This window comes from Micromonospora sp. CNZ296 (genome assembly GCF_007827635.1).
The window spans coordinates 65,226-89,424 of the sequence record NZ_VISW01000024.1 but is presented as its reverse complement, the minus strand read 5'-3'; the positions used below and the strand labels follow the sequence as shown (position 1 = coordinate 89,424).

Here is a 24,199-nt window from a genome sequence, read left to right as displayed (position 1 = left end):
CGACTCGCGCATCTGCATCGCAGGGCCGGCGTACCCCGGGACCGGTTCTGGCATAGGTCTATCGTGCCAGCGGCCAGCCGCCGGTGCCCGCCCGACGATCAGACGTTGAAGCCACGGCCCTTCAGGTACGCGACCAAGCGGTCGTACGAGCGTCGGGCCTCGCCCAGGAATCGACGCGCACCGCGCAGCAACTCTCGCTGGAATCGTTCGTCGGCGGGTCGTCCCGTCGAGTCCGGCATGGAAAGCAGCTGATAGCCGATCAAGCCGGACGCGGCCATAGCTGCTTGTCCGGCCGCCTTCAGTGGCAGCACCTCGGCGCCGTCATCCATCGTGGTGTCACGCAGCTGGAACGCCATCACGCGGAGCCGCGCGTCCATCAGGCGAGCGGCGCCCAGGCCATCGTTGTCAAGCTGACGGGCGTACCCCTCGGCGAACTGCTCGATCTCGTGTACGTCGCTGGCGTGGTCGTGCAGCCCGGCCTCCACGGAGGCGGTCAGCTGTCCGAGCAGAGCAGGCAGGTCGTCCGGGGTGGGATCGTCCAGCATGACCGTCGGCGTGCCGAGCGCAGCGAGGGCCTGAAGCACACGGTCGGCCGTGAGGGGGCCGCCGTGGCGAGTCGTCGTCATCGGGTTAGTTCGTCCTTTCGCGGTACGAAGGGTTCGGCGAGCACCGGAACGTCCGGATACAGCCGCTGGTAGGCGGCGCGGTGTTCGGCGACGTGGGCGCGGCCGGCGTCGGTGAGGCACACCAGCGCGACGTTGGCTGGCAGGTTGAGATGCACGCCAGGACGACGGCCCGTCTGAACGTCGAGGACCTCGACCAAGGCGCCACCCGGATACGCCTTCAACCTGTTCACCACGGCCGTCGACCGGGCGGTCTTCTTCACGTGCGGCAGCGTCATCCCCGGCGGGATCGCTGCCACCTCAGCTGGCATCTCAACGCGCTCTCCCGGCGACACCCACCGGTTGTAGCTGTCGTACTCCTGGATGATCCGCCGCAGTAGTGGGCACCGGCCGCCGGACTCCAGTCCGGCCAGCTCGGCCAGAACCCGCCAGTCCGGCTCCCGGACCAGGTGCTTCGGCCGGCGCGTCGGCGAGTGATCGGCCAGGCCGGTGTGCGCGCCGTCGACCGGCTCCGGATCGGCGGCCTTGACGTCGGGGTGCAGTTCCCGGTAACAGGCGTGGTGCAGGTCGTAGTGCCGGCGCCCGGCCGGGGTGATCCGTACCCACCAGTCCCCGCGACCGCCCGGGTGGAACTCCTCGATGTACGGCCCGTCGCGCTGGTCGTCGCGAAGCTTCTGCAGTGCCCGCCACGTCGGGGTGCGCTCAGACAGCGGGATTTCGCGCGGTTGCAGACCCATCGTCATGCCGTCCTCGCCAGCCCGGTACAGCTTGGCCAGGGACTCCCACAACCACTCGGAGAGCAGACCGGCCGGCTTCTTCGCTGGCGCGGCGGCGGCCGGAAGCCCCGCGCGGGCGGCTGCCCGGCCGGGTGTGGTGAGGGTGACGTACACGCACTTCACCACCATGATGCCCAGGTCCGCCCAGCCGTGCTCGGTCTTGACCAGGCCGCGCCGTCGCAGAGCCGCGAGCGTCGCCCCGGCACCGGAATCGTGCTCGCCGGCGGCCCGGAGAACGTCCTGGACGGTGGTGTACCCGAACAGCGTCCGGGGCAGCTCCAGGGAGAACCGCAGCTTCCGCCACTCTGCCGCCGGCGGAACCTCGATCCGGGCGAGCCGCTTCCCGGCGATCTCCTTCTCCCGCTCCTGGTCGGCGTTGTAGATCGCCGTCAGGTACGTGCGCTGCCGGTCGTTCAGACCCGCCCACGCGGCAGCGGCTTTACCGGTCACCGCGCCGGCCGCTTCCTCGCGATCGTGCTTCGATCCCGGACCAGCTGATGGGTGAGGAACCCGTACCCGATCACCAGGGAGGCCGCCGCGGTGGCCCAGGGCAGCCACAGTGGAGACGGGCCGGGCAGCAGCTGCACGACGGCGCCGGCCGCTGACACGGCGGTGATGGCGGCGACCATGGCCACGGCGGCCCGGGTCACTCGGCCGCGGCGGCGCAGGTGCACGACCGCGCCGGTGAGGAGGATCCCGGGGGCGAGCCCCATGACCGCGATGGCGAAGCCGAACCCGTCCATGATCACTGCTCGGACTCCCGCCGCGCCGCCTCCGCCAGCTGGGCGTGCGTGGCCTTGATCTGCTGGACCAGCCCGTGCATGGTGGGGTCCACCGGCGTACCCGTGGTCAACCCGGTCGGGTCGACGCTGGCCGGCGGGTAGGCGAGTCCGCAGCCAGCGCACCCGAGCACAACCGGGTCGGTTTCCTGCGGGCTGGCAACGCGCCAGGCGCAGAGCACGTTGTGGATGATGCGGGGCACGATCCGGAGCCGGTAGCCGTCCACCTCGTCGTGGCGGAGCACGGGCAGGCGCGTCGTGCCGGCGGCGATCGAGTCGGCCAGGGCGTGCAGCTCAGCGGCGGCGGTCGCGGGGTCGATGGGCTTCATCGTCGTCGTCTCCTCTTAGCCCCGCTCCAGCTGGGCGATCACAGGTTCGACCTCGCGGTTGAGCGCGCCCACCAGAGCCTCCAGACATTCGACGGCCTGACGGAACAGCGCCGCGCTGCCGGTGGGGACCTCCTTGATTACGGGGAGCGTGCCGGCGGGCATCTGCCAGATCACCCGGACCGCGGTGAGGAGGTACGAGTTGCGGGTCAGGTCTTCGGAGCCGATGCTGTCGTACTCGTCGAAGGCGTTGAGCCGGTAGTCGCGGTAGTAGGCGCCGTCGGCGGTCTTGGCGTTGCCGAGAGGCTGCGGGCGGTGGGAGACGAGCTGGACGTCGGCGATCGTCTCGCCGTTCCATTCGCTGCGTTCCAGGGTGACGCCCATGACCCGCGGGTGGCTGCGCACCAGCGGCGGGGACATGATTGGACCGGTGGCGATGCGCCAGGCGATGCGCGCGAACTCGCCGCTCGGGTCGTCGTGCCAGATGTCGCGGAACGATTCGCTGCGCTGGTGCAGGTAGTTGCCGTAGCGGGACTCGGTGCCGGTGTCGGCGTTGCGCTGGTCGTAGTCCCAGTCGAGCCAGAACGGCTTGGTGGGGTCGCTCATGGGGGGGGTCTCCTTCGGGTCGCTCTCGGTGAGGATAGGCCGCCGGGCTGACACAGGGTCGGTTCGGCGGGCGCGGGTCAGGGTTGTGGGCGGGCGACGGCGGCCCACCGGTCGCCTTCTTCACGGCGGATGATTAGCCGGTGGTTGAGGTACACGTCCCACCCGAAGTTGGTCATCGTGTACTCGCGTCCACGGCCGTGGTCAACGAGGCCACCCTCGGTGAGGATGCCCTTGTCGCGGAGGGCGTGGATGGTCTGCCGGTAGGCGGCGTCGCCGTGGAAGTGGCCGGTCGATGTGGTGATCTTGCCGCCGTTGCAGGCGGCCCGCTCGATCTCCTCGGCCTGGTTCTCGGACAGCCGTACGCCTCTCGGCGTGGGCGGCTTCGTGGTCTTGGTGGGGATCGGCTTGGCGGCGGCTTCGGCCTCGGCGAGCAGGTCGGCGGGCGCGGTCCACTGTTCGCGGCTGTAGAGCACGACAAGTCCGCCGTACCGGTGGCGCTGTTCGGTGGTCCAGTCAGCGGTCCGGTCCCTGCGTGCCTTGTGGGTGGCGACCTGGGCGTAGTGCCCGCCGCCGGTGGACACGCACGAACCGAACTTGACCTTGCATTTGGGGCAGGGCACTGCCTGGTCGGCCATCCAGTAGGCGCGTGATCGCTGGTAGTCGGTCAGCTCGACGGCCGTCATCAGGGTCTCCGTCCCGTGCGGGTCGCTCACCCGCACACCCCAAAGTGTAGCAGAACTATGCCGGTAGGGGGTGCCCGCCGCCGGGCCGACATCGAAGCCGACCCGGCGGCGCGGGGTCAGCGGTCCAGCAGGGTCAGGTTCATGGCCGTAAGCCACTGCTCCAGCAGGGGCACAACGTCTGCGCCGGGCAGCTCGCGGTGCTCGGCCTTCACAGCGGCCAGTTGCTCGCGGAGAAGCAGGATGGCCTGGCCTTCCCGGGTGGTCGGGTCAGGCGTCCACCGCCGGTCCAAGGGCTGCCGGTCACGGATCGCTGCCTGCTCGGCGTACGCGGCGTGCTGCTTCGCCAGATCCTTCAGCAGCTCGGCGAGTTTGACGTTCAGCAGGTCGACCTGGTTGGCGTGCATGCGCATCCGTTCGGGGGCGAGGTGCCACCGGTGGAGCGCGATCAGCTCCTGGTGGTCGTCGCGGCCGAGCCAATGCCGGACCAGCGCGTGGACGATCTGCCCGGTGTAGCGGCGGGTGCCGTCGGGCACGCTGCGGATGCCGCTGTCCCGCTGGAGGGACAGCCAGCCGTACGGGCTGGCCGGGTTGATGGTGGCCGGGCTGAAGCGGGGCCCGCCGTACAGCGTGACGCGGTTGACGACGGGCCGGTCGGGCAACTGCTCGTAGCGGACCCAGCGGTGTTCGCCCTCGACGCGGCCGAAGGTTACCTGCACCCTGTCGTGGCCGTCGTAGATGTGTGCGTAGGGGTCAGGTTCGATGGTGAACGCGCCGATGCCGTGGACCTGGTAGACGCAGCGGCCGTACTGATCGGGTGTGGCGGTGAAGGTGATCGACCGGCGGGCGGTCAGCTGGATGGTGGTGCTGTCCAAGAGGGATCTCCCGAAGGGGTGGCCCGGGGGCGGGGTCGCTCTCCCCGCCCCCGGGGTGGGTGGGTCAGCGGTCGGCGGTGCGGGCCTCGGCCAGCGCGCGGCGGGCGTCAGCGCCGCGCACGGCGGCCTTCCGCATCATCGTGAGCAGCCACGCCGCGCCGACGCTCTCGTGCACGATGTAGCCCGCGCCCATCGCGATGCCGGTCTGCACGGCCAGGGGCATCGTGTCGGAGGACAGGAGCACGATGTCGCCGCAGTGCTCGGCGGTCGGCAGCGCCGAGGTGAGCACTGCGGCAACCATGTCGGGGGCCACGACGACCAGCGGCGCGGACATCCACCCGTCGGCGGCGGACCCGCTGGTGTCAGCGGTGGCCACGGCCGCGCCGGTGTGCTCGGCGTAGACGGCGAACTCCTGCTTGCGCCGGTCGTCGCCGGTGAGGAGGAGCACGTCGGGGAGTTCCATGGGGTCTCCGATCTCTCTGGCGGGTCGCTCACCCGCACACCCCAAAGTGTAGCACGAATTTGCCTGTAGATGCAGGTCAGGGGCCGGGCGTACTGCCCCGACCCCTGCGCCCCGCTCCCCGGTCAGGCCGCGTCGCGGATCTGCACCACCCGCTCGTCGGTCAGCCGCGCCAACCGCGCCAGCTCCGCCGGACCCATGCTGGCCGACAACTCCCGGATCGCGCCGTCCCGAGCCCGCGTCAGCGCGGCCCGCAGCGCGGCGAGCCTGCGCACCTCACCGGCGCGCTCCGCCACCAGCTCCGGGTCGGCCTCCGAACGGGGCGCCGACGCCTGGTGCGGGTAGATGTCCCGCACGGCCGCGCCGGCCAGCTGCGCGGCCTGCCGGTTCGACCAGCCGGCGTGCTTCGTCAACGCCGCGGCGGCACGGTTGCGGGCCTCCACCGCGTCGGCGTACGCCCGGTTCGCGGTCTCCAGCTGACCGGCGGCCGCCTCCAGCCGCGCGATCGGCACGTCGGGCAGGTCCAGCACCACGTCCGCGTCAGGGCTCGCGGCCACGGCCGGCTCGTTGGCGAGCGCCCGGGCCTGCTTGTAGAGCGCCCACAGCTCACGCACGTCGACCTGCGCGATTTTGAACGCCTCCTCGGCGCGTCCGGCGCTCACCCGCCGCGGCGGGGTGACCTTCTCGATGGCCTCGCGCACCTGGGCGACCTTGTTGGGTCGGCCGTGGATTTCGGTGCACAGCTGGGTCCAGGACCAGCCGTGGTGGAAGTGCAGAGCGGCGGCGTGCCGGTCGCGGACACCGAGGGCCTTGCGGTGCTCGGCGCGCAACTCACCGGCGAGGATCCGGCCGGTGATCGCGCGGTCCGGTCCGGCCCGCTCGGCCGCTTCGGCGAGCCGTGCTCGGTACGTGTGAATGGCGGGGTTCATGGGGGTCTCCAAGTTCGCGGGGCGCCGGGGGTGGCTGTGTTCAGGTGTTGCCAGGTCAGCGGCGGGGTGGGGCGGGCAGCTGACCACCCGCCCCACCCCTTACCGTATCAGAGGTTAACGGGGGTTCGGGTGGTCGGCGTGCAGTTCGGGCATGACCGGCGGGCGACGCCGACCACGTTGATCTCCGGGATCGTGCTGGCCGGCCGCGACGGCTTCGCGTGCATCCGGGGCGGCCCGTCGGCCAGCTCGGTGAGCAGCTGCGCGGCTTCGCGTGCAGCGGTCGCGATGGCGTCCATGAGGTCTCCGTTCGTCCGGAACGGGTCGCTCACCCGCTCACACCCCTCAATGTAGCGGTCATTAACGCTCGGGGGCAAGCGCGCCGGCCAGATCGCTGACCGCCGCGCCCGCCGCTTCGCCGCCGCTACCAGAACAACCTGGTGATGATGTCTACCGCCGTCACGATGGCCCTGATCAGCGTCAGCATCCAATCCGCGCCGGGACGCTGACGCTTGCCTGGTCGCCGTCGCCGGCTACTTCTATTCGACTTGGCCATGAGTGCCTCCTTGGTGAGTGGGCACGCTTCTCGCGCCTCTTACTCACGTATCGGCACTCACGAGGCCGGAATACAGCATGGGTGACGCATGATCTGCGTCACCCATGCTGGGAGCGGGCCGGGCCCGCCGGAGCGGTCAGAACAGCGCGCCCACCGGGACGGCCACCGGCTCGGCAGCCATCGTGGTCGACGGGTAGAGGAACGACCGCATGTCGGCCAGCAGCTCCGCCTCCCACCGCTCGTCGGCCTCGCGGTCCGCCTCCGGGGTCAGCGCGTCCATGACCCGCTGGAGGATCGCCTCCAGGTAGAGGCCCCGGGCGGCGCACTCGTCGGCGGCCACGAACCGGAGCATGTCGGTGATGGTGGCGCGGGCCTCGTCGGCGCTGTGGTTGAGGCGAGCGCGGACCGGGGCGAGCACATCGCGGGCCTCGCGGCCCCAGCCCTGCATGACGGCGCTGGCGAGGCCGTCGTTGAGGATCTCGGCGGCCCGGGCGAACATCGTGTCGGTGATCATGGGGTCTCCCTCAGTTGAGCGGGTCGCTCACCCGCTTACACCCTAAAGTGTAGCACAGGTTAGATACTGATGCACTGGTGGGCCGCCCTGGCGCAGACGGCCCACCAGTGTCGCTACATCAGGCCCATTGCCTCGCTGATGAACGTCACGGCGGCGTCCGGCACGGAGATCGTCTCGCCCTCGTCGTTGCAGCCGGCGATGATCGCGGGCCCGACCAGGCGCGTGTGCCGCTGCGCCAGCACGGCGTCCTCCAGCGCGTCCGCGACGCTGAGCCAGCCAGGTCGGCCGCCCGGCCACTCGTCGCTCGCCAGCGCGTACTTGACGGCGTGCACGAACGCGGTGGCCCGCTCGTTGAGCGGCATCCCGATCAGCAGACCCTCGTCGTTCACCCACACGTCCACGCCCTCGGTGACCCGCACGACGTCCACGAGGCCGCCCACGAGCTTCTGCATGGCCCGGAAGGTGCTTCCGTCGTCGTGGCGGGCGAGGTAGCGGAAGCTGACCGGCTGGTCGGCGTCCGGGTCGATGTAGACGACGCGGATGCCGTCGATGGCGTCCGGGATACCTCGCATGGCGTCGTCGCTGACCGCCGAGTCGGCGATGGCCTGGTCGATCGTGTGGAGGATGGTGCTGCTCACGTGGGGCTCCATTCCGGCGGGTCGCTCACCCGCACACCCTAAAGTGTAGCAGACATTGGAAGGGGAGTCATACAGCCTGGCCAGCGGCGGAGCGAGCGCGAGCCGACCAGTTCTTCACCACCTGCTGCGACACCCGCAGCCGCGCGCCGGCCTCCTCCAGCCGGAGCCCTTCCCCACGCAGCTTCGCCACCACGGCCTGCCGGTGCTCCGCGTTCAGGTCCGACCACGCCACCTCCCCGGCGGCGGCCCGCTCAACCACCTCCGGGTCGAACGGCGCCCACCGCCGTCGCGCGAGCGGCCGACCGCGCAGCAGGATGGAGTGCAGCTCCGCGATTCGCTCCGCGGTCGGCTCCTGGATCCGTTCGGCGCGCAGGACCGCCGACAGCCGGCTGGTCGACCAGCCGAGCCGGTCCGCCAGATCCCGCTGCGTACGCCCGTCGAGCAGCTGCCGCAGCATCCGCACGTACCGCGCCGCCCGGACCGTCTCAGGTGCCGGCTCGGTGCCGCGCGACCGCCGGTAACGGGCCGAGTCGATCCCCCGCGCACGTCTCGCTTCGGGGCACCGGCAGCCGTGCCACCGATACGCGTGCAGGTCGCCGTGCATCCCGGCCGGGCACCCCGGGTCCGGGCCGGTCACTGGCGGCGCTCCGGCCTGTCCGCTGCTTGGGCGACCGCGCACGCCGCGCAGTCCCGCCAGGTCAGCAGCACCGACCGGCCGGTCATCGTGCCGGTCAGCGACTTACCGCAGACGTGCGGGTTCTCCTCGAACGCCACAGGCCGGCCGAGGACGCGGCTCGCGCCGAGCCACGCACCCCGGCCAGCCTGGGCCTCGCCACTCACCGGCCGCCCCCGAACAGGTCGACACCCACCAGCAGGTCGAGCTGCACGTTGACGGTCGTGGAGCTGATCTTCTGAAGCTCCGGCCTTGGAGGGCAGCAGGCGCACACGTCCCGGGACGGCGTTCCGTCGGAGTGGAGCACGCCAGCGCGCTCCCACCACTGCCGGCCGTCGTCGGTGATGCCGTAGTAGTAGCCGCCCCCGCAGCCGCCGAGGACCATGCCGCGGAAGCCCCAACGCTGGTTCCCGGGCGGCGCGCCGTCGCATCCGTGCACGACAACCCAGTCGCCGGGCGCGTACTTGCCCCGCTTCGGTATCGGGCCGACGCCGATGGCGACGACCAAGGTCCCGTCGGGATCCCAGGCGGCATGTTCGGAGTGACAGCCGTCGGCGTGGTGACGGGTGGGATCGAGGGGCCTCATCACGCACGCGCCTCGGCGAGCAGCTCGGCGAGCGGCGGCACCCGTCTGTTTCGGCCGACGGGCGACCGCAGGTCACCGACCCGCTCGGCGAGCGCCGCGACCTGCTCCGCGATTCGCCGGGTCACCGTGTCGCGGCGGAGCTGCAACCCGCCCGCATAGCCCAGCTCCCGGGCGACCCAGTTGTTGCCGAAACCCCGGCTGGCCAGGTCGTTGAGGATCTCCCACGTCGGGCCTGCGGGAATCCGCTCGTTGTCGATGGAGGTAAGACGGCCCCGGGAACCGACCCGGGTGGAGGCCGCCGTCTCGCACATCTCGGCAGTCACCTGGAGCAGCAGCTCCTCATGGCTGCGCTCGACCTGCTGCCACTCCCCCGAGGCCACCTTGCGGATTACGCCGAGCGGCACCTTCGACACGGCGACGATCGCCCCACGCTTCACGCCAGCGGCCTCCAGCCGTGCCAGGTGGTGGGCGACCCGACCGGCCGGTACCGGGTCGGTCAGCTCCCGCTTGCGCGCGAGGTACTCCCGGTCGGTCGCGCGGCGGGCGTCGAGGCACACCTTGCAAGGGCACCTCGCCTGTATGCCCTTGGCCGTGCCGTGCGGGTGCCCGCCGAGGTCGATGGGCTCGCCGTACTCGGCGGTCGCGAGCGGCACCTCCCACCGCCAGCCGGGCAACGCCTCCAGCCAGCCCACGTACCGTGCGTCCAGCTCGCCGCGCCGGTGCTTGAACCGCTGGAGCGCCGCCCACTGGCCGACCCGCACGCGCGCCCCGTCGACTGCCTCGACGGTGCTCGCGGTCGGCGTCGCCTTACCCTCACGCTGCGCGTACTGCCGCAGCGCCGAGTAGTTCAGCCGCCACTGCGTCTCGGACTTCTCCCACTTGAACGTCTCCGCCCCTTTGTGGCCTCGCGGGGTCGCCGCCGACACCTCGTCCAGCAGAGCCGGGGTAACGTTGCCGAGCAGCTTCGCGCGGCGCAGCGCCCACACCCACCGGCCGAGCGGCAGCCCTTCCTCCTGGTGGTCCTCGGGCACGTCGGCGTGCTTCTCGAACTCGCCGAACAGCCGCAGGGCCTGGATCATCGACACGTCGAGGTCGCGGAGCCCGCCGTCCCAGGCCCAGCCAGGGAGCTTCTCCAGCAGCCGGGCCCGGTCCGCGTCGAGCATCCCGTCGCGGTACGCCTGCCTCTGCGCGGCCATCCACACGCCCAGCCGCTGCCGGGTCATGCCCCGGCTGTGCGCCTTCGCGAACAGCGATTCGCCGCTGTCCCGGTCCGCCACCGTGCCGTAGGCGTTCGCGTACGCCTCCAGCAGGCCGTAGGTGTCGGACCAGTCGGCTTCCTCCCGGTCCCAATACCAGCCGGGGATCTCTTCGAGCCGGTGGACCCGCTCAGCGGGCAGCATGTTGTGCGAGCGGGCCAGCCGCTGCTTGTACGCCCACTCACCGATGCCGACGGCCCGGTGCGAGGTGTTCCGCCCCAGCCGCTGCTCAGGGTTGAGGAACGCCCACTCCACCGTCGCCGCGTAGAACCGCTCCCAGGCGGACCCAACCTCCTGCACCAGCCGCAACTGCACAGCAGGCTCATCCACGTCGCTCGGCAGAAGGAACTGCACCCGGGCGGTGGGCGACTTACGGCGCGAGCCGGGCCGGCTGGCCTCCCGCACGGCCTGGTCCAGCTCGTCGGCGAGCCGCTGGTCGTGGGCTCGCAGGCCCCGCAGCACCGCCCAGAGGTGCGCGAACGGCGACAGCGACAGGGTGGTGTCGTCGTCGCCGTCGGCCGGCAACGCCACCGGGATGATGATCGTGCCCCGCGTCTTCCCGGGCGCCGGACGGAGAACACGCCCGACGGCCTGGATGATGTCCACCACGGAGCTGCGCTGGTCGGCGAACATCACCGCGTCGACGGCTGGCACGTCCACGCCTTCGGTCAGGCACCGGGCGTTCGACACGACCCGGACCTGCCGGTCCTCCCGCTCGCCGAGCCACCTCAGCGTGTCCGCCCGCTCGGCGGCGCTCTGCCGCCCGTTGACCTGCCTGGCGCGGATGAAGTTCCGCCCGGGGGTGTGCGCGGCGTCGACCGCCTCAGCGAACGCGGCGGCACGGGCCACGCGGCTGTGGAAGGTGAGCATCCGACGGATGCCGTGCCGGTCCACCGCGTCCAGCAGAGCCGCCGGTACCGTCTCCGGGCCCCGCCAGTCGTCGGCGTCCCGCTCCCTCGCTGCGATGACGAGAACCTGGTAGTCGGCGAGCAGCCCGGCTTGGATGGCCTCACCGAAGGTAACGGTGTGTGCGACCGGCCCGAACAGACGCGGGTCGTCCATTGACGTCACGTCGTCGCCGTCCATCACCTGCGGCGTTGCGGTCATGAACAGGCGCTTCCTGGCGACGATCGCCCGCCGGTCCAGCACGACCCGGAACTCCTCACGCGGCCGTCCGGCGAGCCGGTGCGCTTCGTCGCAGATCGCCAGGTCGAACACGGCGCCGCTGTTCGCCTGGGCGGCGGCCACTACCGGGGCGGAGTGGTAGGTGGAGAACACGACCTGCGGTCGGCCTTCCACCTTCCGGGCCATGAACTTCGCGGCGTCCTGCGGTGAGGTGGTGACCTTGGCTTGGACCCGCGACCAGACCGGCCGGGCCACCTCATCGACCTCGCCGTCGTCGCCGCGCCGCTCGGCCGCGCCAGCGGCGGTGGTCGGGTCCGAGCAGACCACTAGGGCCTCGAACGGCCAACCCGCGACGCGCCGCCACTCGGCGAGGGTCTGTGCCAGCAGCGACAGGGACGGCAGGAACACCAGCACGCGCTGCGCTTCGGCGGCCTGGGCGTGCCAGCGGCCGACCAGCGTCTTGCCGGTGCCGCAGGCCATGACGAGCTGGGCGCGGTCGTGCACGGCGAACGCTCGGGCCAGGTCAGTCAGGGCGTCGACCTGTTGGGGGCGCGGATGGATGCTCAACGGGGGGTCTCCGATCTCGGTGCGGGTCGCTCACCCGCACCGTGTGGCGAAACGGTGGTTAACGTCCTGCGGGTCGCTCGCCGATCAGCTCGGCGAACGCGGTCGCCCGCTCGTACTTCTCGGCCGTGCTGTGGCCGTCCCAGGTGGCCGGGTGGGCGGGCAGGTGCCACGACACCTGCCCGCCGCCGGGCAACTCGATGTAGACGACGACCGGGTGCGCCTCGTCGGCCGGGTCGTGGCCGACACCGGCCGGGAGGCCCACCTCGTGGGCGAGGCTGAGCGCGGCCCAAACCAGCGCGTTGCGGCGCGCGTACCGGGCGACGATCTCCGGGGTGTCCGGGCCGGAGTGGCCGGTACGGGACGGGTCCACGGCGGCGATCTCGGCCAGGGTGCGGGCGAGACGCACCTCGGGGGTGTCGTGGTCGCGCAGCGCCGCGAGGATGTATTCCAGCTGCTCGGGCAGGCCGTGGAGGTGCCAGGTCAGCAGTTGGGTGCGCGGGTCCTGGTGGGCGACGCCGTGAGGGCGCACCGCGCCGGGCCCGGACCACTCCCCGAGGAGCGTCTCGACCGTTTCGACCAGGGCCTGGTGCTCCGGGGTCAGGTCGGCTTCGCAGCGCCGAACCCTGCTCCTGCTGGACATGAGGTCTCCGTCCCGTACGGGTCGCTCACCCGCACACCCTCCACTGTATCAAGACTTAACGCGCGGGGCTACCCTGCCGGGGTCGGCGCCGGATCGCGTTCAGCTCCTGCCCGATGGTGCCGTTCAACAGGTCGATCGGCCGCCACACGCCAGCGTTCTCTCCGGCAGCGGTAAGGACGCTCAGCCACACCTTCTGGTCCGGCTCGACTCTGCCGGTTTGACTCTTCAGCTCCCGGAACAGGGCGCCGCCGGGGCCTGCGATCACCAGGTCGGGCCAGCCCTGCCCGTCTCCCTCAACCGGCGTGCGCCAGCCCTCCTCGGTACGGGCCGGCCGGAAGTGCGCCGTCCGCAGGTGCATCGTCTTGCACAGCGCGAGGACAGCCTTCTTCAGGTCGTTCTCGCTCATGTCCTCGCCGAGGCGGGGCTTCACCTGGCTGCCTCCAGTCCGGCGCGGATCGCGGCGACCACGCTCTCGTCCTTGATAGGCCACGGGACGGCTTGCATCCCTCGGCACTGCACCGGCTCGGCGAGCGGCCGGACATCGGCCAGCACCAGGTGCCAGGCGGTCCGGCCATTCGCGCCGTGCACCGCCTGTCCCCACGGCTGGCAGCACGCCCTCTCGCCGGCGACGACGGCGCGGTGGGCGTCGACCAGCTGCCCGACGGCGATCACCGATCCCAGAGCGAGCGTCGGCGTGGCTGGCCGGCGCAGCGGCGCCGGGTACCACCGTGGATCCCAGACGTTGCCCCGGCCGCCGAGCCGGTCCAGGGCGACGCACGCCTCCCGATCGGGCAGCGGCGCGTCGCTCACCTCAATGCTGGCGTGGATGGCGATCTCACCCCGGTACCGGACGTTCTGGCTGCGGTTCTCGACCCGCTTGTGTCCTTCGGCGATCGCCCACGCCCACGGCTGCTGGACGGTAATGGCGCGCATCAGGCGGTACCGCCGCTCGTCCGGGTCAGCTCGGCGCGGGCTTCGTCGCGCTCGCGCTCAGCCTGCCGGCGTAGCTCGTCCGGGGACAGACCATCGGGCCGGACCACGATCAGCCGGAACGGCCGCCCGTCCGGACGCTGCATCGCCGTCTCCACGTAGTTCGTGGCGCCGGCCGCGTCGAGGAACCCCTCCATCGCTTCGGCCATCGCCTCGACCAGGCGAGGGCCGCGCTTCACGACGACCTCCCAGTTGCCGTCGCTGCAGGGCCCCATCCGCACCAGGTGGGGCACCTCCGCTTGCAGCTCGGCGACCAGCGCGCGGAGGTTCGTCACCTCGCCGTCGTCGCCGCGCCGGCGGATGCACTCGGGGCACTCGATCACCGCGCGGACCACGGTGTCCGGGATCGGCGCGGACACCGCCTCGCCGCACGTCGTGCACCGCAGCGGCCGGGCTTCGATGTCGTCCAGGGCCTCAGTGAGCGCGCCGATGAGGCTCAGCAGGTACGGCACGGTGTTCGCGGCCTGCCGGGCGGTCTCGTAGCGCTCAGGGAGGCTGCCGGTCTGACTGGCGGCGACGTGGGCGTCCCACGCAGTCTGGGCCTTCTCCGGCCAGGTCGGGCTGGTCATGGCTTCCTCCGGGTCAGATGAGGGCGGGCTGAAGGTGGCGGGGCTTGGCCGGAGTGGCCGGCTCGGGCGGCTGGGCGCCGCGGCGGCGGAGCACGTCGGTGGCCAGCGCGCGTACCCGGTCCATCGCGGCGGCGGCGGACGGTTCGATCGCCTGCGCGTCGGGGTCCACGATGGGGTCGGACTGCTGCCGCTTGATGTCGAGCAGCTCGATCATCGGCGGGTCGCTGCCGTCGCCGGAGTTGAGGAAGAACGCGGCGACCGGGGACTTCTGGCCGTCGCGTGCGAGGCGGCCGATCGCCTGGTGGTGCTGCGCCGGGGACCAGTCCAGCTCACCGAACACGGCGGTGGAGCACACGTCCTGGAGGCCGTTGAGGCCCGCGCCGGCGCGCAGCGACATGATGAGGATCCGGGCGGGGCCGTTGATGAACGCCTCCGCGTTGCGGTCTTTCTGGTTCTGGCTTTCGCTGCCGGTGTAGAGGACCGGGTAGTAGGCGCGGAGCCGCTCCAGCCAGATTTCGTACACGTCGCGGTGCCAGCCGAACAGCACGATCTTCTGTTCGGTCTCCAGCAGGAGCTTGCAGAACTCGGCGACGAACGGGGCCTTCGCGACGCCGGTGGCGTGGCGCATCTTCATGTCCAGCTGGCCGGCGGCCCGGAACCGGAGCTCGTGGTTGGCGTTCTGGTCGAGGATCAGGCGGGCCATGTCGGCGGCGTCGCCGGACAGCTGCTCCAGCTTCTCTCGGTCCGTTTCGATGGGCTGCTCGATCCGCATGATCTCGGGCAGTTCCCGGCCGACGTCCTTGCGGGTACGGCGGATCATCAGGCCGGTCTCCCGCAGGTGCGCGCCGAGCGCGCGGGGGTTGGCAACCTTGCGGCGCTTCTGGCCGTACTCGTCGGCGCCCCACTCGCGCATGAACTCGTCCCGGTCGCCGAGCGCGTCGCGGTCGAGGATGGAGATGACGTTGTGGATCTCGTCGCCGTAGTTGTAGACCGGGGTGGCGGTGAGGCCGATCTTCGTCTGGGCCTGGTCGGCGATGATGGCGGCGGCCCGGTACTTCGAGGTGTCGCGGTGCCGCAGTTCCTGCATCTCATCGAAGATGATCGTGGCGATCTTGCCCTTCAGGTGGTCGCCCCACCCGGCGAGCTTGTGATAGTTCATGATCAGCACGTCGGGTTGCTTCCCGCCGGACCCGCGCCGCTGCGCCGGGTCGTACGCCCGGCTGCTCCGCACGATGTGGGTGGTCAGCCACGGGAAGAACCGCTTCAGCTCCCGCTCCCACTGCCGGGTGAGGTGCGTCAGCGTCACCACCAGCGCGGGCAGCGCGTCCGGGTTCCGCAGCACCAGCGACCCGCTCACCGTCTTTCCGAGTCCCACGTCGTCGGCGCACAGCACCCGGCCGGTCGTGTGCGCGAGGTGCGCCACGGTCTCCTGGTAGGCGCGTGGCGGCAGCGCCGTCTCCCGCCACCCGAAGTCCGGCGCGGTGCCACCCTCCAGGATCCGCAGCACCTGCTCCTCGGCGAGCCGGTACGCGGTGTCGCGGGCTTCCAGGTGCGCCAGCGACGCCGCGTTGACCGGCTCCAGCGGCCACCGGTCCATGAACCACGCGAGGTCCCGGGCGATCTCCGGGGTGTCCGACAGCAGCAGCGTTCCCGAGCGCACCTGGTCCGCGCGGGGGAACACCCGCTTGAACCGGCCGAGGACGTGCGGCTCGGCGGTCACCGCCCACCGGGCCCGGCCGTCGCGGACCTCGGCGGCCGGCAGGTGCTTGAACTTTCCGTACGTACGCACTCAGATTCCTCCCCTGAGCAGGACAGACAGGACGGGCACATCACCGATCTGGCCGGGCAGCCCGGTCAGGTGGGTGGGGCGGGTGGTTACCAGTAGCAGCACGTCGATCGACGGGCAGGCCGCGTACCGGCCGAGCTGCCGGCGTACCGCGCCGGGACTGCCGGCCACCTTCACCTCGATGCCGAGGCCGCCCGGGAGCAGGAACTCGATCCGCTCCCGGGCGGTCAGCCGCACCTCCCGGTCCGGGACGACTCCGGCTGCGCGGAGCACCTGGTCGATGCCGTCGTGCAACTCAAGTTCGTCGGCGTACCGGTAGCGGTGGGCCCCGATCAGCGCGGCCACGGCGCGCGGGTCAACGGCCACGGGCCAGTTCCTTCATCAGCGCCTTCGCGTACGCAGGCCCGCAGTGGACGCACTCGCCACGCACGTCGGGCATCGGCAGACCGGCGATGGCGGCCTGGATCTCCGCGTCGTTGGCGTCGCCCAGTTGCTCACCGCAGCCGTTGCAGGCCCGCTGTGCCCGGATCAGGCGCCCGCCGTCGGCCGCTGGCCTCTCCGGGGTGCAGGGCCGGTTCGCGCGGGCGATCAGCACCGCGGCGTGGCAGACGTCGGGCTCCCCTGGGGCGGGTAGCGGGCACCAGCAGGCCAGGTTCCGGCCGCGCAGCTGGTGCAGGTGAGCCAGCAGGATTCTCCGCGCCCTCCCCTGGGGCGGTCGCGGGACGCCGAGGCTGGTGTCCAGCCAGGCGGTGAACAGCTCGACCGAGGCGGCCCGCTCCTGGCCCGGCTCGGCCAGGCCGGCCTTGACCACCTCGCTAGCCGTGAACGGGTTTCCGAACTTCCCCGGCCGGGTCACGATGACCGCGCCGTCCGGCTTCCGCCAGCCCTTGACCCGTTGTCGCTGGATACGGTCAGGCACAACTACCTCCAGTTCTTGCGGTGGTGCCGGGCATGGTGGCGACGAGCAGTTGCCCGCTCCACCACTCCCAGCCGTCGAGGTCAGCGCCGTTGATCACCCGCCAGGTCGACGGGCCGGCGGTAGGGCGGCCGGGTACGCCGTTCAGCCAGTCCAGGTCACCTGTGTCGAGCGCCTCGCGGGCTTCAGCGATCAGGGCGTCCCGGTCGTAGTCGGTGGCGGTGATCGGCCACACGAGCAGCAGGCCGTACTGGTCAGTCACGGCTGGCCTCGGCGCGCGGCGGGCAGCTCGGGCACCGCGACCCGGGCAGCGCCAGGATCGGGCGGTAGCACTCGACGCAGGCGACGTACTCGTAGCCGGCGGGGCGCGGGCTGGAGGACGCCGCCGGGGCCGGGAGGGCGGGGGCGGGCCGACCTTCCCGGGCGGCGGCGAGGGCCTCCCGAACGAGGGCGCCGCCCCGGGTGGCCCGCTGCCGGGCTTCATCCGGGGTGCGCGGCTCGCGGATGGCCAGTTCCCGCTCCCACGGTCGACGCCTCACCGGACGGCTCCCAGCAGGACCGGGTACTCCTCGATGACCTCGCCGTCCAGCTCGTTGTGGTGGCGCGGGCCGCGCTGGAAGGTCCAGGACTCCTTGGTGTCGCCGCAGAGCATCAGGGTCCAGGCCGGGTCGTTCAGGACCAGTTGGGTCGGGGCGGGGTGCCAGTCGCCGTGCTGCTTGTAGAAGAAGCTGGTGCCGGCGCTGGCCCGGCACTGGTCACGCAGCGACCGCGCCCAGGCCGGGTGCATCGGCCGGCAGCCGGGGCCGGTTTCGCCGCCGACGACGACCCAGTGCAGGCCGAGCTGGTCGCGGACGTGCCGCTCGGTGAAGGAGGTGTAGCCCATGCTGCCGTCGGGCAGCGCGAGGCGACCGATGTTGTTCCAGGCGTGGATGTACCGGCCGGTGTGCCGGTCGGCGGGAGAGCCGGCCGGGCGCATGCTCGGGTGGGTCGTCCACTCCTGTCCGAAGGCGGGCGCACCGTTGTCGTGGGCGTTCTGCAGCCAGCGGCGCGGGCCCCGGCCGATGCTCTCCGACCAGAACGACTCGATCTGCTGGCGGGCGTCGGCCGGCACCCAGTCCGGCCAGGTCCACTCGTGCCAGGTGGACGGGGCGTCGGCCGGGTCGGCCGGGGTGCGGGGTGCCATCCAGGCGGTCAGGTCGACCGGGCCGAGGAGCGGTTCGGCGGAAATCCATCGGACGGCCGCCGGGGTGTCCAGCAGCGCCGGGATGCGCAGGTTGGCGGTGGCCTGGTCCTCGACGCTGACGCCGATCCAGGCGTTCGGCAGCGGGTTCATGGGTTCGGTCTCGGCGCGGTCGCTGAGCGTCTTGATCGCGACGGCACGCTGAGCGGCCGACACCCGGACCTTCGCGGGCAGCCACTGGTCGGTGGTGCGCAGCCAGTGCAGCACCATCTCGGCGAACCGCGCCGACCGCAGTACGGCACGCATCCGGGCGTGCCGCTTGGTGAGCAGCTGGTAGTGGTGCTGCGGGGTGAGGGCCATGACGGCGAACGCCTCGGCGATCACGCCGATCGGCACGTCAGCGTGGAATAGGTCGCTCATGGAGTTGACGAAGATCCGGCGGGGCTTCCGCCAGGTGAGCGGCTTGTGGAGCCGGTCCTCGACCACCCGGATCTGCCCGGTCCAGTCGAGCCGGCCGGTCTCGTTCCGCTCGACCAGTCCGGCGTACGCGGTGGCGATCTTCGGGTTCGGGTTGCTCTTGCGGATGTTCGCCGTGGTGATGGCGTAGCAGCCGTCGCAGCCCTTGGTGACGCGCTCGCAGCCGAGGAGGAAGTTCCACGTCTCGTCGGTCCAGCCGATGTTACTGCTCACGCGCTGCTCCTCGGGGGAAGGTGATGTGGAAGCCGTGCCCGAGCGGGCACGGGCGGACGGTGGGTGCCGCGCCGGTCGCGGCGGCGATCGACGCGGCGACCTGGACGGCGACGGACTCGCTGCCGAACCGGGCGACCCCGTGGCAGGGGCCGCAGCGGCGGGGCCGCTGGTGACGGCGGGCGGTCCGGAGGCGGGGGCGGCAGCAGCCGGACAGGCCGGCGCGGCAGCGGCGGCACCGGCCGACGAGGACGGTGTGAGCCACGGGTTTCTCCGATCGGTCAGGTGGCGCACGGGCAGAGGACGACGCGGGCGGGTTTGCCGCCTTCGGTGGTTCCGGTCCACACACGCCAGCCGGCGGCCCGGGCGGACTCCTCGCTGGAGCGCCGCCGGGCGCCGCATTGCTGGCAGGTCAGTCGCCGTCGTGGGGCGGCGGGCGGTGGACGGAACAGGGCTGGGGTGTGCACACCCCTCAGCCGGGCTGCTGCTGGTGGCGCTTGCCGTAGAGCCGGGCGTGCATGTCTTCGGTCCACCGGTGCGGGGGCAGCCAGTTGTAGAGCGGGGTGAGGTCACCTCCGGCGACGCGGGCGGCGTCGTCCAGGGCGAGGGCCTGGAGCTTGAGGTTGTCGGCGATGACCGGGTGGTCTTCCTTGACGCCCCGGGCCAGTTCGCGGCGGCCGTCGGCGGCGGCGCGGAACGTCTCGGCGAGGACGGCGGTACCGGTGACCTCGGTGAGCAGCTGCATGCCGGCGTCGAGGGCGTCCCGGGCGGTGGCGGCCTCGGGGCTGGTCGGGTCGAGCCACACGATGGCGGTGGGCTGGGTGCCGCCGTGGGAGTGGATGTGCTCGGCGTCGGCGACGGTCCGCCACACGACGGTGGACGGCCGGTCGGACAGCCACTGCACGAGGGCGCGGCCTCCGGGAAGGGTGGCGCCGTAGGCGACGGTCCCGGTGCCGGACATGCCGGTCGGGTCGGCGTCGCGGCGCAGCGCGAACAGGCGGTCGATCATGACGCTCCGATCAGGGTCTGGAAGACGACGACGCCCGACCGGCCCCGGGGAAGAGGGGTCGGTCGGGCGTCGAGTTGACGGCGCAGGGCGGTCATCGCGGCCGAGGCTTTCCCACCAGCCCGCCAGCACCGCAGTCCCTGCCACTGCCGACGGGGGCTCCACCAGCGGCGGCGATGACCGCCCTGCGCGTGACAGCGGACCCACGGGTGTGGGCGCGCTGCTGGAGGTCCAGGTCCGCCGCTGGGGCGGTGATGGTGTGGCTCACCGGGGCCTCCTCGCGGTGCCGGGTCGCTCACCCGATACCGATGTATGCGATTCTATGCGACACCCCAAGGTGTGGCAAGCCTTCGGGCCGGGTGCCTTGACGGTGATCCCGTCCGGCCGCCCACCGGGGCGCAGCGGGCAGCCGGTGGGCGGGCAGTGTGGACAGACCTCCGCCTTGCCCGCCCCCAGCTGTTCCATCAGCCGTTGGCCAGCCGCGCCCACGTCTTCGGCCCGACCACACCGTCCACGGTGAGGCCCTTGGCCTTCTGGAACGCGCGCACCGCGGTGGTGGTCTTCGACCCGAAGTCCCGGTCGACGGCGATGTTCCAGCCGGCCGCGACGAGCAGCCCCTGGGCGAGGCCGACAGCGAAGCCCTCGGCGCCGGAGCGGATGGTCGACTGACCGGCGAGGGCCTTCGCCCACGTCTGGTCACCGACGATCCCGTCGACCGTGATCCGCTTGCGGGCCTGGAAGGACCGGACCGCCGCGTAGGTACGCGCCCCGAAGTCGCCGTCCACCTTCAACTGGTAGCCGTGCGCGACCAGGGCGCCCTGGAGCCGGCCGACCGCCGCGCCCTTCGAGCCCTTGCGCAGCGTCGGACGGCCGGAGGTCGACGGCTTCGGCGCGGGCGGCTTCGGCTTCGCCGGCGCGGGCGGCTTACCGGTGCGGTACCGCTCGTAGTCGGCGAGGATCGTGCTGTCGGCGTACTCGCTGCCCGGATCGAACGACAGGTGCAGGTGCACGTCGCCGCTGTAGGACGGCTTCCAACCGGCCTTCTGGTTGTAGTGCCGGTTGTTGATGTTCCAATACTTGACGTGCGGGTACGCGCCGGCCTTCAGCCGTCCGAGGAACCACGTCTCGAACTTCTGCGGCTCGGGCACCCGCCCGTCGATGGCGTACACCCAGCCCGACTTCGGGTGGACGGTCTTCCCGCCGATCACCGTGCTGTGGGAGCTGCGGGAGGTGTGGTCGCCGGTGCTCTTCTTGTTCCAGTGCGCCGCGTTGCCCACCACGCCGAGGCACACGTACCCGTCGTCGGCCGACGCGGTGTAGAACTGCCACTCGTCCACGACCGGACCGGCCGGCCGCCAGCTGCGGGTCGTCTTGTAGTACGTGTCGTAGACCGTCCCGCCGGTCAGCGCGCCCATCAGGCGTCGCCTCCGTCGGCCAGCTCGTCGCCCTCGCCCTCGTCGCCGTCGTCGGCCGGGCACTCCGGCATCAGCTCGGCGGCGGCGTCGAGCGCCTCGTCCGTCTTCTCCCAGGGCTCGATGTCCGGCGCCTGGGCGGTGTCTTCGGTAATCGGATCGGCGTCCATGCCCGGCACCATCACCCCGGCCGCCGGTTAACGTCCCGGCCCTAGATCAGCCGGTGGTGGACACCGATCCGACCTCCACAAGCAGGCCGATCATGGAGGACAGCGTGGCGGGGCTGGTGCTCGCGGTGTCACCGCCGTAGACGGCGCCGGCGGTCGCGTCGCGGTGGCCGAGGGCCATCCGCAGGTTCGCGCTGCTGGTGTTGCGGCTGGTGCCGTGGTCGACGGGCTTCGTCCAGCCGGCGGCGAGGTTCAGCGCGGTGGGCGGGGTGCCGGAGCCGATCCGGGAGTGCACGTTCGCGAGGATCACCGACCCGGCGAGCGCGGCGGTCAGGGCAGGCAGGGCCAGGGAGCCAGCGTTCGCCGCGGTCGAGTTGGCGACCTGGCGGACACGGTTCGCGCCGCGCAGCACGATCAGCTCCCATCCGGCAGTGATCGCTCCGGACGGGGTGAGCGGCGGCGGGCTGTCACCGGCCTGCAGGGTCCGGGACCACAGGTAGAGGCGGGAGTTGCTGCCCTGGTCGAGTGGGGACACCGCCGGGTGTGGTGTCCAGTCCGGGAAGGGCGCGGACAGGGTGAGCGCGGTCGCGGACCCGTGCCCGAACAGCAAGGCGAAGTCCCCAGCCGCCCACCCGTCGGGGAACGTCAGGTCGAACGGGGTGTTCCGGGTGCCGCCGCCGGTGTTCCCGGAGGTGGGTGTGCCGACGACCGTGACCTGCGTGGCCGGCGGCCCGAACGGCACCGACGCGCCGGCGGCGTTGCGGTACCGGCCGCTGGTTGCCGCCACGACCAGGCCGCCCGGGGTGCGGTAGCGGAGACTCATGACGGCTGGATCCAGATGTCGCCGGGGTTGACGGTCGGGTCGCTGCTGCCGCCGATGTAGATGACCGCACCGGTGACGGCCTGGTACTCGGTGCCGTTCCACAGCCGTACGGTGGGCCGGCCGCCGAGGCCGGGCACGGTCGGCGCGGCGGCGGTACCGGCGAGGTCCCCGGCGAGCTGCACGATGCCGCGCGTGCCGGTGGTGGCGTCGGGGAGCCGGGCCACGGCGAGGGTGCCGGAGCCGATGTCGGAGGCGGGGTGGGAGTGCGATGCGGCCGCCGCGCCCGCTTCGGCCGGGCTGTGTGTGTGGCTGGCGGGCGCGGCCCCGGCCTCGGCCGGGCTGTGCGTGTGGCTCGCCGCTGCCGCGCCGACCTGCGCGGCGGTGTGGCTGTGCCCCGCGGCGGCCGCACCGACCTCAGCCGCGGTGTGCCCGTGACTGGCGGCGGCGGCCCCGACCTGCGCGGCCGTGTGGGTGTGCCCGACCGTCGCGGCCCCGATCTCCGCCGGCGTGTGCGTGTGGTCGGTCGTTGCGGCGCCGACGTCGGCAGCGGCGAGGACCACCACGCCGGTACGGCCGTTCACGGACAGCACCGCGTCCGCCGGGGTGGGCAGCTGCTTCCAGCTGGCCAGCGTGGTAGCCGGTTCGGTGGCGAGGATCAGCGCGCCCGGCAGGTCGGTGCGGATCGCGACGTCGCCGCGCTGCGCGGGCAGCGCGAGCATCTCCGCCTCGCTGGCCACGGTGAACACGTCGGTAATGGCGAGCGCGGGCAGCTGGCTGGTGGGCAGCACTCCGCCGACGAGCGGGCCGGCAGGGCCGCCCTCGACGCCGACGGTGGAGGTGGGCACGTACTCGGGGTGCGCGTGGACGTCTTCGGCTTTCCCGGCGAGCGCCTCGGCCAGTTCCGTCTCGGTCGGGTAGCGGTCGTCGTGGTCGTGGACAGCCGGGGCGGCGCCCACGTCCGGGGCCGTGATCGGGGGGAGCTGCCCGGCGGTGAGCTGGCCCGATCCGTCGAGGGTGGCCACCCCGCCGGCTGCGCCCTTTTCCACGACCGGCACGTACGGGTGCGCGTGGGCGTTCGCCTTCCCGGCGAGCGCGGCGTCGACCTCCACCTCGGTGTAGTAGCGGTCGTCGTGCTGGTGCACGGACGGGGCCGCGCCGACGTCGGCGGCGGTGAGCGCGGGCAGCTGCGCGGCCGGCAACCGTCCGGACCCGTCGAGCGGTGCGACACCGCCCGCCACGCCGACCGCGCTGGCCGGCACGTACGGGTGGGCGTGGTCGGCCGGGGCTCGGCTGGCGAGCGCCACGTCCACCTCGGACTCGGTGTAGTAGCGGTCGTCGTGGCTGTGCACGGCCGGGGCGGCTCCGACCTGCCCGGCGGTGATGGGCGGGAGCTGCGCGGCCGGGATCCGACCGGCCCCGTCGAGGGACGCCACCCCGCCGGCCTGCCCGCGCGCCGACTTCGCCAGGTACCGGTCGGACAGGTCCACGGCGCCGGTGAGGCCGTCCACCGAGTCGACGGCCCCGCCGCCGCCCGGTCCCCCGCTACCGGCGGGGAGGTGCTTGGCGGGGACCAGGCCGTCCGGGCCGAGCGGGGCAACGCCTCCGGGCTCGCCGATCTGCGCGGCGAGGACGTAGGAGACGACGCCGCGGGACGGGCTGGCCGGGGCGAGGTCGGCCAGGTCGACGGTGGCCGACCCGGCGGGCAGGTGGATGTCGTAGGTGCGCGGCTGGGCACCGGCGATCCGCTCGACTACCCACCAGGTGACGCCCTGCGGGCTGACGGCGGTGCTGGCCACGGAGGGCAGCTCGACCTGGAGTTGCCCGTCGACCAGCTCGGCGTCCACCTTGCGCGGGATCAGCAGCAGGTCGTCTGCCGGCACCTGAACGGTGTCGCGGAGCTGGAAGGTGACGGTGCCGGCCGCGGGCGTGCCGCCCTGGTCGTCGGCCAGCTTGTAGGTGGCGGTGACGGTGACGGGCGCGAGGTTCGGCGGGTACGGCACGGCTGCATGGTGGCCGCCGGGCGGGGTTAGCGTCCCTGCTCTCGACATCCATCCCTT

Annotated in this window: 32 protein-coding genes; all 32 read right to left on the bottom strand. The window is 72.3% G+C overall.

Annotation, left to right across the window (positions count from 1 at the left end; translation table 11 throughout):
- Window positions 1-98: 98 nt before the first annotated feature.
- Window positions 99-626 carry a hypothetical protein gene (locus FB455_RS29850; RefSeq protein ID WP_145755552.1) on the bottom strand — a complete coding sequence of 176 codons (528 nt, stop codon included), beginning with the start codon at window positions 624-626 and terminating at the stop codon, window positions 99-101.
- Window positions 623-1,849 (bottom strand): hypothetical protein, encoded by a 1,227-nt coding sequence (locus tag FB455_RS29845; RefSeq protein WP_145755551.1) that lies wholly within the window; start codon window positions 1,847-1,849, stop codon window positions 623-625. The genes FB455_RS29850 and FB455_RS29845 overlap by 4 nt, the downstream gene beginning before the upstream one ends.
- The gene (locus tag FB455_RS29840) at window positions 1,846-2,142 is read right to left on the bottom strand and encodes a hypothetical protein (RefSeq protein WP_145755550.1); all 297 of its coding nucleotides are present in this window, start codon (window positions 2,140-2,142) and stop codon (window positions 1,846-1,848) included. Before FB455_RS29840 ends, FB455_RS29845 begins: the two co-directional genes overlap by 4 nt.
- 2 nt (window positions 2,143-2,144) lie before the next feature.
- The gene (locus tag FB455_RS29835; RefSeq protein ID WP_145755549.1) at window positions 2,145-2,507 is read right to left on the bottom strand and encodes a hypothetical protein; all 363 of its coding nucleotides are present in this window, start codon (window positions 2,505-2,507) and stop codon (window positions 2,145-2,147) included.
- A 15-nt stretch (window positions 2,508-2,522) separates the two neighbouring features.
- The gene (locus FB455_RS29830) at window positions 2,523-3,110 is read right to left on the bottom strand and encodes a hypothetical protein (RefSeq protein WP_145755548.1); all 588 of its coding nucleotides are present in this window, start codon (window positions 3,108-3,110) and stop codon (window positions 2,523-2,525) included.
- Between the two features lie 77 nt (window positions 3,111-3,187).
- Complete coding sequence (locus FB455_RS29825) at window positions 3,188-3,823, bottom strand: hypothetical protein (RefSeq protein WP_145755547.1); 636 nt, start codon at window positions 3,821-3,823, stop codon at window positions 3,188-3,190.
- Window positions 3,824-3,909: 86 nt separating this feature from the next.
- Window positions 3,910-4,665 carry a hypothetical protein gene (locus FB455_RS29820; RefSeq protein WP_145755546.1) on the bottom strand — a complete coding sequence of 252 codons (756 nt, stop codon included), beginning with the start codon at window positions 4,663-4,665 and terminating at the stop codon, window positions 3,910-3,912.
- A gap of 64 nt (window positions 4,666-4,729) precedes the next feature.
- Entirely contained in the window at window positions 4,730-5,128 is a 399-nt protein-coding gene (locus FB455_RS29815) for a hypothetical protein (protein WP_145755545.1), read from the bottom strand.
- Window positions 5,129-5,250: 122 nt separating this feature from the next.
- Entirely contained in the window at window positions 5,251-6,054 is an 804-nt protein-coding gene (locus tag FB455_RS34600; protein WP_145755544.1) for a hypothetical protein, read from the bottom strand.
- Window positions 6,055-6,161: 107 nt separating this feature from the next.
- On the bottom strand, window positions 6,162-6,350 hold the full coding sequence (locus FB455_RS29805) for a hypothetical protein (protein ID WP_145755543.1): 189 nt from the start codon (window positions 6,348-6,350) through the stop codon (window positions 6,162-6,164).
- A gap of 393 nt (window positions 6,351-6,743) precedes the next feature.
- Window positions 6,744-7,121, bottom strand: a complete 378-nt coding sequence (locus tag FB455_RS29800; protein ID WP_145755542.1) for a hypothetical protein — start codon at window positions 7,119-7,121, stop codon at window positions 6,744-6,746.
- A 113-nt stretch (window positions 7,122-7,234) separates the two neighbouring features.
- Entirely contained in the window at window positions 7,235-7,759 is a 525-nt protein-coding gene (locus FB455_RS29795; protein WP_186466466.1) for a DUF3846 domain-containing protein, read from the bottom strand.
- A gap of 67 nt (window positions 7,760-7,826) precedes the next feature.
- The gene (locus tag FB455_RS29790) at window positions 7,827-8,216 is read right to left on the bottom strand and encodes a helix-turn-helix domain-containing protein (RefSeq protein WP_186466465.1); all 390 of its coding nucleotides are present in this window, start codon (window positions 8,214-8,216) and stop codon (window positions 7,827-7,829) included.
- A 176-nt stretch (window positions 8,217-8,392) separates the two neighbouring features.
- Window positions 8,393-8,599, bottom strand: a complete 207-nt coding sequence (locus tag FB455_RS29785; protein WP_145755539.1) for a hypothetical protein — start codon at window positions 8,597-8,599, stop codon at window positions 8,393-8,395.
- On the bottom strand, window positions 8,596-9,018 hold the full coding sequence (locus FB455_RS29780; protein ID WP_145755535.1) for a hypothetical protein: 423 nt from the start codon (window positions 9,016-9,018) through the stop codon (window positions 8,596-8,598). The genes FB455_RS29785 and FB455_RS29780 overlap by 4 nt, the downstream gene beginning before the upstream one ends.
- The gene (locus FB455_RS29775) at window positions 9,018-11,966 is read right to left on the bottom strand and encodes a DEAD/DEAH box helicase (RefSeq protein ID WP_145755534.1); all 2,949 of its coding nucleotides are present in this window, start codon (window positions 11,964-11,966) and stop codon (window positions 9,018-9,020) included. Before FB455_RS29775 ends, FB455_RS29780 begins: the two co-directional genes overlap by 1 nt.
- Window positions 11,967-12,024: 58 nt before the next feature.
- The gene (locus tag FB455_RS29770; protein WP_145755532.1) at window positions 12,025-12,606 is read right to left on the bottom strand and encodes a hypothetical protein; all 582 of its coding nucleotides are present in this window, start codon (window positions 12,604-12,606) and stop codon (window positions 12,025-12,027) included.
- A 55-nt stretch (window positions 12,607-12,661) separates the two neighbouring features.
- Window positions 12,662-13,012 (bottom strand): VRR-NUC domain-containing protein, encoded by a 351-nt coding sequence (locus FB455_RS29765; protein WP_145755529.1) that lies wholly within the window; start codon window positions 13,010-13,012, stop codon window positions 12,662-12,664.
- 20 nt (window positions 13,013-13,032) lie between these two features.
- Window positions 13,033-13,539 carry an ASCH domain-containing protein gene (locus tag FB455_RS29760; protein WP_145755528.1) on the bottom strand — a complete coding sequence of 169 codons (507 nt, stop codon included), beginning with the start codon at window positions 13,537-13,539 and terminating at the stop codon, window positions 13,033-13,035.
- Complete coding sequence (locus tag FB455_RS29755; protein WP_145755527.1) at window positions 13,539-14,165, bottom strand: hypothetical protein; 627 nt, start codon at window positions 14,163-14,165, stop codon at window positions 13,539-13,541. The genes FB455_RS29760 and FB455_RS29755 overlap by 1 nt, the downstream gene beginning before the upstream one ends.
- A gap of 13 nt (window positions 14,166-14,178) precedes the next feature.
- Window positions 14,179-15,954: a DEAD/DEAH box helicase gene (locus FB455_RS29750; RefSeq protein WP_222434157.1), complete on the bottom strand. Its 1,776-nt coding sequence runs from the start codon at window positions 15,952-15,954 to the stop codon at window positions 14,179-14,181.
- The gene (locus FB455_RS29745; protein ID WP_145755526.1) at window positions 15,955-16,317 is read right to left on the bottom strand and encodes a hypothetical protein; all 363 of its coding nucleotides are present in this window, start codon (window positions 16,315-16,317) and stop codon (window positions 15,955-15,957) included.
- Window positions 16,307-16,870 (bottom strand): DUF4326 domain-containing protein, encoded by a 564-nt coding sequence (locus FB455_RS29740; RefSeq protein ID WP_145755525.1) that lies wholly within the window; start codon window positions 16,868-16,870, stop codon window positions 16,307-16,309. Before FB455_RS29740 ends, FB455_RS29745 begins: the two co-directional genes overlap by 11 nt.
- Window positions 16,863-17,129 carry a hypothetical protein gene (locus FB455_RS29735; RefSeq protein WP_145755524.1) on the bottom strand — a complete coding sequence of 89 codons (267 nt, stop codon included), beginning with the start codon at window positions 17,127-17,129 and terminating at the stop codon, window positions 16,863-16,865. The genes FB455_RS29740 and FB455_RS29735 overlap by 8 nt, the downstream gene beginning before the upstream one ends.
- Window positions 17,122-17,406: a hypothetical protein gene (locus FB455_RS29730; protein WP_145755523.1), complete on the bottom strand. Its 285-nt coding sequence runs from the start codon at window positions 17,404-17,406 to the stop codon at window positions 17,122-17,124. The genes FB455_RS29735 and FB455_RS29730 overlap by 8 nt, the downstream gene beginning before the upstream one ends.
- Entirely contained in the window at window positions 17,403-18,737 is a 1,335-nt protein-coding gene (locus tag FB455_RS29725; RefSeq protein ID WP_186466464.1) for a DUF5131 family protein, read from the bottom strand. The genes FB455_RS29730 and FB455_RS29725 overlap by 4 nt, the downstream gene beginning before the upstream one ends.
- Entirely contained in the window at window positions 18,727-18,999 is a 273-nt protein-coding gene (locus FB455_RS34440) for a hypothetical protein (protein ID WP_186466463.1), read from the bottom strand. The genes FB455_RS29725 and FB455_RS34440 overlap by 11 nt, the downstream gene beginning before the upstream one ends.
- A gap of 207 nt (window positions 19,000-19,206) precedes the next feature.
- A complete protein-coding gene (locus FB455_RS34435; protein WP_186466462.1) occupies window positions 19,207-19,743 on the bottom strand; it encodes a hypothetical protein in 537 nt (178 codons plus the stop codon).
- Window positions 19,744-20,204: 461 nt separating this feature from the next.
- A complete protein-coding gene (locus tag FB455_RS29715; RefSeq protein ID WP_145755521.1) occupies window positions 20,205-21,155 on the bottom strand; it encodes a peptidoglycan-binding domain-containing protein in 951 nt (316 codons plus the stop codon).
- On the bottom strand, window positions 21,155-21,322 hold the full coding sequence (locus FB455_RS34430) for a hypothetical protein (RefSeq protein WP_186466461.1): 168 nt from the start codon (window positions 21,320-21,322) through the stop codon (window positions 21,155-21,157). Before FB455_RS34430 ends, FB455_RS29715 begins: the two co-directional genes overlap by 1 nt.
- A 46-nt stretch (window positions 21,323-21,368) precedes the next feature.
- Window positions 21,369-22,142, bottom strand: a complete 774-nt coding sequence (locus tag FB455_RS29710) for a hypothetical protein (protein ID WP_145755520.1) — start codon at window positions 22,140-22,142, stop codon at window positions 21,369-21,371.
- Entirely contained in the window at window positions 22,139-24,142 is a 2,004-nt protein-coding gene (locus FB455_RS29705; protein WP_145755519.1) for a hypothetical protein, read from the bottom strand. Before FB455_RS29705 ends, FB455_RS29710 begins: the two co-directional genes overlap by 4 nt.
- Window positions 24,143-24,199: the final 57 nt, after the last annotated feature.